Annotated in this window: 12 protein-coding genes; 11 read left to right on the top strand and 1 reads right to left on the bottom strand. The window is 40.5% G+C overall.

Translation table 11 applies throughout. The annotated features are described in order from the left end of the window. Window positions 1-6: 6 nt before the first annotated feature. The 7 genes from grdD (at window position 7) to NQ560_RS09080 (ending at window position 8,248) form a co-directional block, all read left to right on the top strand. On the top strand, window positions 7-1,158 hold the full coding sequence (grdD, locus tag NQ560_RS09110; RefSeq protein ID WP_005331233.1) for a glycine/sarcosine/betaine reductase complex component C subunit alpha: 1,152 nt from the start codon (window positions 7-9) through the stop codon (window positions 1,156-1,158). A 183-nt stretch (window positions 1,159-1,341) separates the two neighbouring features. Next, on the top strand, window positions 1,342-2,184 hold the full coding sequence (locus NQ560_RS09105; protein ID WP_005331231.1) for a hypothetical protein: 843 nt from the start codon (window positions 1,342-1,344) through the stop codon (window positions 2,182-2,184). A gap of 254 nt (window positions 2,185-2,438) precedes the next feature. After that, on the top strand, window positions 2,439-3,671 hold the full coding sequence (locus tag NQ560_RS09100; protein WP_005331230.1) for a GNAT family N-acetyltransferase: 1,233 nt from the start codon (window positions 2,439-2,441) through the stop codon (window positions 3,669-3,671). Beyond that, window positions 3,668-4,150 (top strand): threonine/serine exporter family protein, encoded by a 483-nt coding sequence (locus NQ560_RS09095; protein ID WP_005331229.1) that lies wholly within the window; start codon window positions 3,668-3,670, stop codon window positions 4,148-4,150. Before NQ560_RS09100 ends, NQ560_RS09095 begins: the two co-directional genes overlap by 4 nt. 38 nt (window positions 4,151-4,188) lie before the next feature. After that, window positions 4,189-4,932, top strand: coding sequence for an SIR2 family NAD-dependent protein deacylase (locus tag NQ560_RS09090; protein WP_005331228.1), 744 nt, complete (start codon window positions 4,189-4,191; stop codon window positions 4,930-4,932). A 4-nt stretch (window positions 4,933-4,936) separates the two neighbouring features. Further along, entirely contained in the window at window positions 4,937-6,394 is a 1,458-nt protein-coding gene (gene gltX / locus NQ560_RS09085; RefSeq protein WP_005331227.1) for a glutamate--tRNA ligase, read from the top strand. Window positions 6,395-6,403: 9 nt separating this feature from the next. After that, window positions 6,404-8,248 (top strand): ATP-dependent helicase, encoded by a 1,845-nt coding sequence (locus NQ560_RS09080; protein WP_005331226.1) that lies wholly within the window; start codon window positions 6,404-6,406, stop codon window positions 8,246-8,248. On the opposite strand, the gene NQ560_RS09075 is transcribed toward NQ560_RS09080, so the two are convergent. Then, window positions 8,231-8,527, bottom strand: coding sequence for a DUF1292 domain-containing protein (locus tag NQ560_RS09075; RefSeq protein WP_005331225.1), 297 nt, complete (start codon window positions 8,525-8,527; stop codon window positions 8,231-8,233). The genes NQ560_RS09080 and NQ560_RS09075 overlap by 18 nt on opposite strands. Window positions 8,528-8,708: 181 nt before the next feature. Between NQ560_RS09075 and NQ560_RS09070 the strand changes: the two genes are divergently transcribed. From NQ560_RS09070 to NQ560_RS09055, 4 genes are read left to right on the top strand one after another with little or no spacing between them, the layout of a single operon-like run. Further along, window positions 8,709-9,719 carry a sugar ABC transporter substrate-binding protein gene (locus NQ560_RS09070; RefSeq protein WP_040015304.1) on the top strand — a complete coding sequence of 337 codons (1,011 nt, stop codon included), beginning with the start codon at window positions 8,709-8,711 and terminating at the stop codon, window positions 9,717-9,719. An 18-nt stretch (window positions 9,720-9,737) separates the two neighbouring features. Beyond that, complete coding sequence (locus tag NQ560_RS09065) at window positions 9,738-11,453, top strand: alpha-amylase family glycosyl hydrolase (RefSeq protein ID WP_005331221.1); 1,716 nt, start codon at window positions 9,738-9,740, stop codon at window positions 11,451-11,453. Next, complete coding sequence (locus NQ560_RS09060) at window positions 11,450-11,992, top strand: DUF5662 family protein (protein WP_005331219.1); 543 nt, start codon at window positions 11,450-11,452, stop codon at window positions 11,990-11,992. The genes NQ560_RS09065 and NQ560_RS09060 overlap by 4 nt, the downstream gene beginning before the upstream one ends. 32 nt (window positions 11,993-12,024) lie before the next feature. After that, on the top strand, window positions 12,025-13,551 hold the full coding sequence (locus tag NQ560_RS09055; RefSeq protein WP_005331213.1) for a Y-family DNA polymerase: 1,527 nt from the start codon (window positions 12,025-12,027) through the stop codon (window positions 13,549-13,551). Window positions 13,552-13,581: the final 30 nt, after the last annotated feature.

Genomic DNA, 13,581 nt, shown 5'->3' with positions numbered 1-13,581 from the left:
GTAAAGATGGCAAATGTAGAAAAGATGATCGCAGAAACATTCCTGGAGATGGCACAGGGTCTTGAGAGCGGAAGCTATGGAAAGAGACCAAAGATCGCATTAACCGGAATGGGAAGCGAACATGGAGAAGAGAATGCCATGGAAGCAGCCCTGATGGCAGCAAAAGATGGCGTTGATGTATATTATATCGGATCACTTGAGGCAGAGGGAGTTACAACAGTAAAAGTTGCAGATGACGAAGAAGGCCACAAGAAGATGGAAGAGATGCTTGCAAATGGAGAAGTAGACGGAGCAGTTACCATGCACTTCCCATTCCCAATCGGAGTATCTACAGTAGGACGAGTAGTGACACCGGCAAAGGGAAGAGAGATGTTCGTAGCAAATACAACAGGAACATCCAGTGCAGATCGTATCGAAGGTATGATCAAGAACACAATCTACGGAATCATTGCAGCAAAAACATGTGGAATTGCTAATCCAACAGTCGGAATCCTGAATGTAGACGGAGCACGTCAGACAGAGAAAGCTCTCAAAGAGCTTCAGGAGAACGGATATGATATCACATTCGCAGAGTCTGCAAGAGCAGACGGTGGATGCGTCATGAGAGGAAATGACGTACTTCAGGGAACACCGGATATCATGGTAACAGATTCCCTGACAGGAAACATCATGGTAAAAATGCTTTCATCCGCAGCAACAGGCGGAAGCTTTGAAGCAACTGGATACGGATACGGACCAGGAATCGGCGAAGGATATGAGCAGTTAGTCATGATCGTATCAAGAGCCAGCGGAGCACCTGTTATTGCAGGAGCAATCCGTTATGCAGCACAGCTTGTAAGAAACAAAGTATTTGAGGTAGCAAAAGCAGAATTTGCAGCAGCAAAGAAAGCAGGCTTAAAAGAGATCCTGGATGCAAGAAAAGCAGCAGCAAAACCGGCTGCAGCAGAGGAGGATGTAAAAGAGCCGCCGAAGGAGATCGTAACAGCACAGATCGCAGGAATCGAAGTAATGGATCTTGAGGATGCCGTAAAAGCATTATGGAAGATCAATATCTATGCAGAGAGCGGAATGGGTTGTACAGGACCGATCATTCGTGTATCAGATGCAAACCTTGAGAAAGCTCATGAAGAGCTTAAGAAAGCCGGATACATTAACTAATTACAGTTAATTTTAAGGTGTATATGAAATAAAAGAAAGTGGTGATTTGTCAACATGTAAAATGTGGCGAGTTGCCACTTCCTTTTTGTATACAAATTTATAAATTTGTTTTATAATGGACAAAACAAAGACATGTTGGGGATAGCTCTATCAGAAACAGGATGAGAAAGAGAGGAATAGAATATGGAAAATATTCTAAAGAAAAGTTCCGGAAGGACGGAGAGATTTGTGTTGGCATTTGCAATCGCGGTTGTGATGGTGTTTGGAGTACTTAATCCGTTGACTTATGTTACAGATTTTAACACTGCTCAGGAAATCAATGGAATGGGAAAAGTCGTGAATACGGATACAAAAGCATTACCATATGGAAATGTGTGTTCAAGTGAATTGAGACAAAAGATTTCGATGTTGACAATGGAAAAGAATATTCTTGGGAGTTTAAGTGCAAGAAGAAATTATGCGGATTTATGTAGGATGAAAAACAGAGAAATAAAGCATACTGTTGTGACAAAGAATATAGCATGTACAGGAAAATCAGTTAGCAGAGAAAACATGATGGATTATTCGGATATATCAGTTCCGATTCTAGATAAAAGAGATGATTCTGATCTGGTATCGGGAATCATAGAACAGCCAATTGTCTATCCGATTACAGATAATGAGAATGTCGTAGAAGAACCGGTCTATATAGAAATTTCCGGAATGAAGATCGACTCAGAAGGGTATGTGACAGAAATCTTAAGTGGTGCACCAGATGGAGTATTAGCATTTCCAACAGATGTAAGATGTAAAGGAATCCGTTCAGATGTATTTGAGCGTTCAGACAGTTCCCTGAAGAATGAGACAGAAGAAGTCTATATTCCAGCAAATATTGTGCATATGGATGACGGACTTTTTGACTGTTTGGAAAATGTGGATTTCATACAAGTTGCAAATGGAAATCCGGCATATTATAGTGAGTTTGGTATTTTATATCATGCAGATGGAAGCCTTGCATGTATGCCACAGGCAAGAATTTGTAAATAACCGGAAAGCATATGTTTATATGCCAGGTTGTTCGTGAAAAAATACATGATATAAAATTGTATATAGAAAAAAACAACTATCTATTTTATTAATCCAGTGATATAATAGCGTCAGTATACAGAACATTTTTGGAAGAGTATATTGGCGCTGTTTACTTATAGCAGATTGTTGTAACTGACGGATTCTCTGACAGATATAATTGGGAATTTGTAAAACAAACAGGAACTACAGAGAATATTAAGGAGAGAAGGCCTATGGAGATCAGACGGATTACTGAAGATAAAGATAATTATCTTGAAATGCTCCTGATTGCAGATCCGCAGGAGAATATGATCCGGCGGTATCTGGATAAAAGTGATATGTTTGTGCTGGAAGATGCCGGTGAAGTGCTGACAATCGGTGTTGTGGAACATATGAAAAACAAACGATGTGAATTGAAGAATCTGGTCACTGCACAGGAATATCGAAGACAGGGATATGGGACTTATATGGTCAATTATCTTTCTGAATATTACAGTGTGACCTGTGATGTTATGTATGTCGGTACAGGGAACAATTCGAATACGCTTGATTTTTATAAACAATGTGGATTTGTTAATTCACATATCGTTGCAAATTTTTTTGTAGATCATTATGAGAAACCGATTTATGAAAATGGAATACAATTGACCGATATGATTTATCTAAAAAAGAATCTGGATGTGGTATTAGATGTGAAACGTGTCGTTGATATGGCTATGCATGCGGGAAGGATACTTTTGAAAAACGGAGGTGAAATCTTTCGTGTAGAAGAGACGATTAAGAGAATATGTGGACGTTTTCATGTGAATCATGTTGATATTTTTTCTATGAGCCATGGTATTTTTGTAAGTGCAGAGAATGAGAATGGCGAAGCTTATACAAAAGTGAATCATGTACCACTTTCTTCTTCCCATCTGGGAATTGTAGCAGAGGTCAATGAGCTTTCCAGAGAAATCTCAGCGGGACGTGTGAAACTGGAAGAAGCAGAAGAGAGACTGGAAAAGATTGAGAAGATTCCACCGAAGAAACGGTGGTTTCAATATATGGCGGCGGGGCTTGCCAGTGGAACATTTGCGTTGATGTTAGGGTCAAGTGTTCTGGAAGCCGTGGCTGCATTTTTAATTGGTTTTTTATCATATGTGTGGGTGCTGTTTGCCGGAAAGCACAACCTTTCAAAAATTATTGTAAATATTGTCGGAGGCGTGATCATGACGGTGCTGGCACTTGCATTTATGCATATACCGTTTCTGCCGATATTGAAATTGGATGGTATGATGGTTGGAGCAATTATGCCGATGATCCCGGGAGTGGCATTTGTCAATGCAATCCGTGATATTGCGGATACAGACTTTCTGTCAGGGCTTGTACGGATGATCGATGCACTGCTTGTATTCGTATATATTGCCATTGGAGTCGGAGTGACTCTTAGTATTTATAATACGATGATGGGAGGAATTTTACGATGATTACAACAACAATTCTTGCAATCGTAGAATCATTTTTGGCGACATTGGCATATGCAGTTCTTTTCAATGTACCGAAGCAATATTATACAGCATGTGGAATTACCGGTATGGCAGGGTGGCTTTTGTATCTGGCAATGTGTCAGGTGACAACTGTGGCATTGGCGTCCTTTGTAGGAACATTGGCAGTAGTATTGATTTCCAGGATTTTGACGGTACGGAAAAAATGCCCGATTACGATATTTTTGGTTTCCGGAATTATTCCACTTGTTCCGGGAGCCGGAATATATTATACAGCATATTACCTTGTGACAGGTCAGATGTCACTGGCAGCTGTGAAGGGATTAGAGGCAGTGAAAATTGCATTTGCCATTGTACTGGGAATTATTTTTGTTGTATCAATTCCAAGAGATGTATTCCAGATTCGTTACTGGAGAGCAAAGAGAAAGCGGAAAAGGTTGAAGAACCATGGGAATATGTGATAAAATAGTTCAAGGACTTGAGAATAGGAGGTATTTTTATGGTTGGAAAAGATCTTTTGAAGATTCTAAAGGAAAGTAAATATACAACTGTACTCAGTGGATTTGAGATGTTACAGGAGAATGGATATCCGGCTATCCGCGATGGAGAAGAATCCTATGACATTGAACAAAAGTATGGCTACTCAGTAGATGAGATGTTCACCAGTGCATTTTATTCGACCAGAAAACCACAGTTTTTTGAATTTTATCGTAATGAACTGTTAAGCGCCCTTGATATACCGCCAGGAAAAGGATATCTGGAGATGGCAGAGCTGGAAGAAAAAGGACTTTTTCAGACAATTATCACAAGACGTGTTTTTGGTCTGCCGGAGAGAGCAGGATGTAAGAATGTGATTAATCTGCATGGCAGTGTTTATGAGAATTACTGTCCGCACTGTGGAAAAAAATATCCGGTGGAATATATCCGGGAGGCAAAGAGAGTTCCTCTTTGTACGGAATGTAATGCACCAATTCGTCCAGGTGTGTGTCTGATGGGGGAGAAGGTAGACAACGCAGTGATCACAAAAGCAGCCGATGAAGTCCAAAAAGCGGATGTTCTGCTTGTTCTTGGAACGAACCTGAAGACATATCTGTGTACACAGCTTATCAATTATTATGAAGGAGATAAGCTGATCGTGGTCAATCCGGAACCACATTTTTCAGATAAATATGCAGATATTCTCGTTTCAGAGCGGGTGGATATTACATTAGAGAAAATATTAAAAGAATTAGGAGAAGTATAGAGAAATGAGTAAAGTAAGAACAAGATTTGCACCAAGTCCTACAGGAAGAATGCATGTGGGAAATTTGCGTACAGCACTGTATGCATATCTGATCGCAAAACATGAAGACGGGGATTTTATGCTTCGTATTGAGGACACAGACCAGGAACGTTATGTGGAAGGAGCAGTTGATATTATTTATCGTACGATGCAGGAGACAGGCCTGATTCACGATGAAGGACCAGATAAAGATATGGGACATGGTCCATATGTTCAGAGTGAGCGTAATGCTTCCGGCTTATATCTGGAATATGCAAAACAGCTGATTGACAAAGGAGCAGCTTACTATTGTTTCTGTGACAAAGAAAGACTGGATTCCTTAAAGAGCAAAGTATCAGAAGAAGGGACAGAAATTGTAGCATACGATAAACACTGTCTTGGCCTTAGCAAAGAAGAAGTTGAGGCAAATCTTGCAGCAGGAAAACCTTATGTTATCCGCTTCAATATGCCGACAGAGGGAACCACAACATTTCATGATGAGATTTATGGAGATATTACTGTAGAGAATAAAGAATTGGAAGATTTGATCCTTATCAAATCCGATGGATATCCGACATACAATTTTGCAAATGTCGTAGATGATCATCTGATGGAGATTACACATGTCGTGCGTGGTAACGAGTATCTTTCCTCTTCACCAAAGTATAATAAGATTTACGAAGCATTTGGCTGGAAAGTACCGATTTATGTACACTGTCCGCTGATTACAGACGAGAATCATAAGAAGTTAAGTAAGAGAAGTGGTCATTCATCTTATGAAGACCTGATCGAGCAGGGGTTTGTGACAGAGGCAGTTATTAACTATGTTGCACTTCTTGGATGGTGTCCGGAAGGAAACCAGGAGATATTTTCTCTGGAAGAACTTGTAAAAGAGTTTGATTACCATAATATGAGCAAATCACCGGCAGTATTTGACATTCAGAAATTAAAATGGATGAATGGCGAGTATTTGAAAGCTATGGATTTTGATAAGTTTTTTGAGAGAGCTGAAAAATATATCAAAGAAGTTGTTACAAAAGATTATGATCTTAAGAAGATTGCAGCACTTGTTAAGACAAGAATTGAAATCTTCCCGGATATCAAAGAGCAGATTGACTTCTTTGAAGAACTCCCAGAATATGATACAGCAATGTATTGCCATAAGAAAATGAAGACAAATGAAGAAAAGGCTTTGGAAGTGTTAAAAGAGATATATCCACTTCTTGAGAAACAGGATGATTTCAGCAATGATGCTTTGTTTGAAGTCTTGAAATCTTATGTAGACGAAAAAGGTTTCAAAACAGGTTATGTTATGTGGCCAATCCGTACTGCTGTGTCTGGTAAGCAGAGTACACCGGGTGGAGCAACGGAAATCATGGAGATTCTCGGAAAAGAAGAGTCTCTTAAGAGAGTTCAGAAAGGTATTGAATTACTGGAAAGATAAGGGGAGTCTATGAGTCTTAATAAAGCCCAAAAAGAGGCAGTTTCTCATAAGGAAGGACCGTGTCTGGTTCTTGCTGGTCCCGGTTCGGGAAAAACTCTTACGATTGCAAAAAGAATTGAATATCTGATTAAAGTATATAAGGTAAGACCAGAAGAAATTCTGGTCATTACCTTTACGAAATATGCGGCAGGAGAAATGCGAGATCGTTTTCAATATGTCATGGAAGGGCGAAGGCTTCCCGTCACATTTGGAACATTTCATGGTATTTTTTACGGAATTTTGAAATGGGCGTATAAATTGGATCGGAGTAATATTCTGTCCGAAGAAGAAAAAAATCAACTTTTAAAGGAAATATTAAAACAAATGGACTGGGAACAGACCGAAAAATCCCAGGAAGCAGATTTTCTTCAGGAGCTATCGGAAGAGATTGGAAATGTAGGAAATAATGCAGTCGATATTGAGTTTTATGAATCCAGAAGATTTCCGAAAGATAAATTCCGGGAGCTTTACCGGATTTATGAGACAGAAAAGAAAAAATACCGAAAACTTGATTTTGAAGACATGTTGATCTGGTGTCGAAAATTATTCCTTGAAAGACCGGATCTTCTTGCAAAGTGGCAGGAAAAATATCACTATGTGCTGGTAGATGAGTTCCAGGATATTAACCAGGTGCAGTATGATGTCATCCGTATGCTGGCAGCGCCGGAGAATAATCTGTTCATTGTTGGGGATGATGACCAGTCTATCTATGGATTCCGCGGTGCAAAACCAGGAATCATGAAAGATTTTATGCAGGATTATCCGGAGGCAAAGCGTATTTTGCTGGATATTAATTATCGTTCTAACGCACATATTGTGAAAGGTGCGCTTCGTGTGATCGGGCATAATAAAGACCGGTATGAGAAGAAAATCCAGCCATTTCGGGAAGCGCAGGAGACTGTGCATGTGCAGGAGACACTGGATCCGCTTGATGAAAGTAAATATATTTTAAAAGAGATTCAAAAGTATATGAAAAAAGGAGTCGATCTTAAGCAGATGGCTGTATTGTACCGGACAGGCGAAGATGCACGGGTGCTGGCAGAGACATTTACCCAGTATCAGATTCCATTTTCCATGAAGGAGAGGATTCATCATCTGTATGAACATTTTGTGTGTACGGATATGAACTGCTATTTCCGGCTGGCAGTTGGAACTTACGACCGGGGAGATTTCCTGGAGATCGCTAATCGGCCGAAGCGTTACTTGAGCCGTGGCTGTATGGAAGAAACACCGGTTACTTATGAATCGTTGAGACGTTTCTACTGTGATAAAGAGTGGATGCAGGATCGAATTGATCAGTTAGAGTGGGATATGAAGATGATTCGCACAAAGACGCCTTATGCTGCAATTCAATATATCCGTAAGAGTATCGGGTATGATGAATTTCTAAAGGAATATGCTCTTGGACATCAGATGGAGTATTCAGAATTAAAAGAAATCATGGATGAACTTCAGGAGCGGACGAAGGAATTTCAGACTTTGCCAGAGTGGCTTGCGCATGTAGAAGAATATAAGCATACCTTGCAAATGCAACGGCAACAGCGAGGCAATGGCACCGGTGACGGAGTAACGTGTCTGACGATGCATGGAGCAAAGGGTCTGGAATATGAAGTTGTTTTTGTGATTGAAAGTAATGAAGGAGTGACACCATATAAAAAAGCAGGGACACCAGAAGAATTAGAAGAAGAGCGAAGACTTTTTTATGTGGCTATGACACGGGCGAAGAAAAAGCTTTTTATCACTTATGTAAAAGAAAAAAACGGGAAGAGCAAAACCCCGTCCCGTTTTATTGATGAATTACTCGTCACTGTCTAAAAACTCCTGCTCATCCAGCCATTCATCGAAGCAGTCTGATGCGGCATTCAATTCATCTTCATCATCGATGTATTCGATTTCCGGTTCATCACCGTCATCGTGATAGCGGTACAGATAGACGTCATCAGAAGCAGGCTCACCGTTCTCATCCATTGGGAAGAGAGCAATGTAATCCTGTCCGTCCATCTCAAAAATGGTGATAACGCCGCACTCCAGGTCTTGGTCTTCCAGATTCAGAATAACGGCATTATATTCTTCCTCATGACAATGTTCACACATATGAATTCTCCTTTTTGTTAAAATTGTATATATCTAATGTAACAAAGGAGCATGTAAAAGGCAAGTGATAGTAGCCAAATTCATAAAAATGTTGTAAAATAGTTACAGTTCACAGGCTTTGGTGAATTGTAATGAATAATCAAAGTATAGCATTATGCTGCACAAGGAGGATAAAACAGAGATGAAAAAGAAACGAGCATTGCGGATATTATCATTGATACTGCTGTGTGCTCTTACATTTACTGCATGTAAAAAGAATGTAGGAACACCGGAAGATAATGCTGCTTCTAAAGATGAAAATACAGAAGAAAAGGATAAGGACGAACAGGAAAGCTGGAAAATAGGATTTTCTGGGATTGATATGGAGAATCCATATTTTCTCACACTGGAAAGTGCAATCAAAGAAGAAGTGGATGGGAAGAATTGTGAATTGATCGTAAAGGATCCGAAGACTGACCCAGATATGCAGGCTTCGCAGATCCAGGAGATGATTGACGAAGGAATCAATGCAATTATTTTAAGTCCGGTGGACTGGGAGAAGATCACCCCTTCGCTGGAAGCTTTAAAAGAAGCTGATGTGAAGATTGTCAATGTAGATACTCAGGTAAAAGAGATGGACTATGTGGATGCATATATTGGATCTGATAATTATAATGCCGGTGTATTGTGTGGCGAAGATCTGATCAAGAGATGTCCGGATGGAGGTAAAGTAGCAATTTTGGAATGCCCGACACAGAATTCTGTGAATGAGAGAATCACAGGGTTCGAGGAGACCCTGGCAAAAGCGGAAAATGGTTTTGAAATTGTGGCTAGAGAGGATACAAGCGGAGAATTTCAAAAATCCCTGGAAGCAGCCCAGAAGATCTTAAGCGAGAATTCCGATATTGTAGCAATTATGTGTGGAAATGATCAGATGGCAGTCGGTGCCAAAACAGCTATGAATGTAGCAGAGCAGGGGCAGATCCTCATTTATGGAGTAGATGGTTCTCCGGATATTAAGAAGGAACTGAAAAAGACAGAGAATCAGATTGCCGGAACAGTGGCACAGTCTCCAATCAGTATGGGAAAAGATGCTGCAAATACAGTTCTTAACATTTTAAATGGAAAAGATTATGAAAAGGAAATCAAAGAAAATGTGTTCATGATCAATCAGGAGAATGTTGACATGTACGGAGTAGATGGCTGGCAGTAACAGCGGAAAGGACAGAGCATGAAGAAAGTTTCGGGCAGCCCATTGCCTTTGGGTGTGACATATAAAAATGGAAGGGCGAATTTTGCCATGGAGGTCCCGGAAGGGAAAACATGTAAGCTTCTGCTCTATCGGAAAGGAGAAGCCAGCTTGCTGGCTTCTTATGTTTTTTCTGACCGGATTGGTTCGGTGTGTTATATGGCGGTTGACGGACTTAAGGAAGAGGCATATGAGTATAATTATGACATAGATGGCGAGCGTGTGACGGACTCTTATGCAAAGGCGCTTTCCGGAAAGGAAGTATGGTTTAAAAACATAGAAATATCGGAAAAAAGTAAAGAAAATGTGCGCGGTATATTTTATGAAGATCATTACGACTGGGAGGCAGATCAGTCGCCACGGATAAAGGAAGAAGAACTGATTGCCTATGCAATACATGTCCGTGGATTTACAAAAGATACTCATTCAAAAGTGAAGAACAAAGGAACATTTCAAGGGGTAATTGAGAAAATTCCTTATCTAAAAGATCTGGGAATTAACCAGATCCAGTGCATGCCTGTCTATGAGTTTGAAGAAGCAGGAATGCGGGTAAATTACTGGGGCTATGGTCCGGGATATTATTTCGCACCGAAAAGTGCTTATGCCAAGGACGGTGATGGAGTAAAAGGATTAAAAGATCTTGTGAAGTATTGTCATAAGGCTGGTATTGAAGTTGTGCTTGAGATGCCATTTGCAGAAGGTATTTCCGGGCTGATGGTGACAGACTGTCTGAGAAATTATGTGATGGAATATCATGTGGATGGATTTATACTGAATCCATACAATGTGCCGATGGATATCATTTTAAAAGATCCAATTCTTACGGGAGTCCGGATTTTAAAACACGCAGAAGAATATCAGAATGTGATGCGTCGTTTCTTAAAAGGTGACGAAGGGGTTGTAACGGATGTGATGTATCAGACAAGAAAACGATGGGATCTGGAAGGTATTTATAATTGTATTACAACTCACACTGGATTTACATTGAAAGATCTTGTGTCCTATGATGGCAAGCATAATGAGGCGAATGGAGAAAACAATCAGGATGGACCGGATTATAATTATAGCTGGAACTGTGGCGCAGAAGGGCTGACCAGAAAGAAAGCTGTGTTGGAGCTTCGGAAGAACCAGATGAGAAATGCATTGTTTTTGCTATTGCTTTCCCAGGGAGTTCCGTGTATTCTTGCCGGGGATGAATTTGCAAATTCCCAGAAAGGTAATAATAATGTTTATTGCCAGGATAATCCGATTGGCTGGTTAAACTGGAGAAATCTGTTAAAAGAACAGGAGATGTATCAGTTTGTGAAGCAGTTGATCAAATTTCGGAAGAAATATAGGCTGTTTCATCAGGAGAAAGAGCTGCTTGGAATAGACCAAAGCGGTTGTGGAATTCCGGACGTATCCTATCACGGAGAGATGGCATGGAGAGCGTCAACTGAAGTGGCGAGCAGACAGATCGGCATATATTACAGTAGTCAGGATAAGGAAGAAGCAGATTGCTTTGTGGCTTATAATATGCACTGGCTGGAACACGAATTTGCGTTGCCGGCATTAAAGAAAGGCCGTAAATGGTACAGAGCAGCATCAACGAAAGAAGGCATTTTAAAAGATCTGGTTGTGTTGGAAAATCAGAGAAATATAGAATTGGATGAGCGAGAGATAGTTGTTCTTGTATCTGGGAAAGGAGAAACTGTATGAAGGCACTGCAACATTTGAAGACGATCAATCACCATAAATGGCTTGTCTGCCAAGGTTGTTTTAAAGTTGGATTATATAAACAGGGCCTTCTGCATGATCTGTCCAAGTATTCACCAACTGAATTTCTAGTGGGCTGCAAGTTCTATCAGGGAACAAGAAGCCCTAACAATGCAGAACGGGAAGTGAAAGGTTATTCTGCGGCATGGCTACACCACAAAGGGCGCAACAGGCATCACTATGAATACTGGCTGGATTATAGTACTGATCTGAATGAAGGAATTATCGGTATGAAGATGCCGGTCAGATATGTGGTGGAAATGTTTATCGACCGTGTGGCAGCGTCGAAGAATTATATGAAAGAGAAGTATACGAATCAGGCACCTTTGGAATACTATGAAAAAGGTGCTGCAAGGCTTGGCAAGATGATTCATCCGGAGACAGCAGAGCTTCTGCATCAATTGCTTAAGATGCTGGCAGAAGAGGGAGAAGAGAAGACCTGTTCTTATATTAGAAAATATGTATTGAAGAATAAGAAGTAAAATGGATTGTATAAGATAAGGAGGTGTGACCGGTGGAAAAGAACCGAATCTATGCAGCAATTGACTTGAAATCTTTTTATGCGTCTGTGGAGTGTATAGAGCGTGGCTTAGATCCGCTGGGTACGCATCTGGTTGTGGCAGATGCAAGCCGTACAGAGAAAACAATTTGTCTTGCAGTGTCACCATCGCTCAAAACTTATGGGATTCCTGGAAGAGCCAGATTGTTTGAAGTTGTGCAACGTATAAAAGAAGTGAATGATCAGAGATTAAGACAGATACCGGAACATTGTTTTTCCGGTTCTTCTTTTGATAAGAAAGAACTGGAAAAGAATTCGCATCTGGCTGTAGATTATGTTGTAGCAACCCCGAGAATGGCGCATTACATGGAATATAGTACACGGGTTTATCAGATTTATTTAAAATATCTGGCACCGGAAGATATCCATGTATATTCTATCGATGAGATTATGTGTGATGTAACGGATTATCTGAACACATATGGAATGACGGCGAAAGAACTGATATCAAAAATAATCCGGGACATTTACGATACAATGGGAATGACTGCGACTGCGGGAATTGGAACGAACCTGTATCTTTGTAAAGTTGCCATGGACATTCTGGCAAAACATGTGGAACCAGATCATAATGGGGTCAGAATTGCAGAACTCAATGAGATCAGTTACAGACGTTTGCTTTGGACGCATCAGCCAATTACGGATTTTTGGAGGGTCGGACAGGGATACGCAAAAAAACTTTTGTCTCATGGCATTTATAACATGGGAGATGTGGCGAGATGTTCCATTGGAAAAGAAACAGATTATTATAATGAAGAATTGCTGTATCGGCTGTTTGGGGTAAATGCAGAGCTTCTCATTGATCATGCATGGGGGTGGGAACCTTGTACGATTGCTCAGGTCAAAGCCTATAAACCAGAGAGTAACAGCATTGGTTCCGGACAGGTACTGCATTGCCCATATGATTTTCAACAGACCAGACTGATCATTAAGGAAATGACAGACCTTCTTGCACTTGATCTGGTGGATAAGCATCTTGTGACAGATCAGCTTGTTCTGACGGTTGGTTATGATATTGGTAATCTGGAAAGTGGAAACAAAAAGAAACAGTATCAAGGGGAAATTACGGTGGACCGCTATGGAAGAAAAGTACCCAAGCATGCACATGGAACAGCAAATCTGAAAAACCGAACTTCCTCTTCAATAGAGATGATCGAGATGATTCTGGAATTGTATGACAAAATCGTGAATCCTGACCTTTTCGTACGCCGTGTATATATTACGGCAAATCATGTTGTCGATGAATCGCTGGCGGAAGAGAAGGCTTCTTTTGAACAGTTAGATTTATTTACCGATTATAGTCACCTGGAAGAGGAACAGCAGAAACGCAAAGAGAAGCTGGAACGGGAAAAGAAATTGCAGCATGCAGCACTGGATATCAAAAAGAAATTTGGGAAAAATGCTCTCCTCAAAGGTATGAATCTGGAAGAAGGTGCCACGGCTGTTGAGAGGAATAGTCAGATTGGCGGGCACAAAGCATAGAAACGTAGTAATGGCGAATAAATTGAGGTG

Origin of the sequence: Dorea formicigenerans (genome assembly GCF_025150245.1) — a bacterium.
Classification (GTDB): Bacteria; Bacillota; Clostridia; order Lachnospirales; family Lachnospiraceae; genus Dorea; species Dorea formicigenerans.
This window is presented reverse-complemented; position numbering and strand designations above follow the sequence as displayed.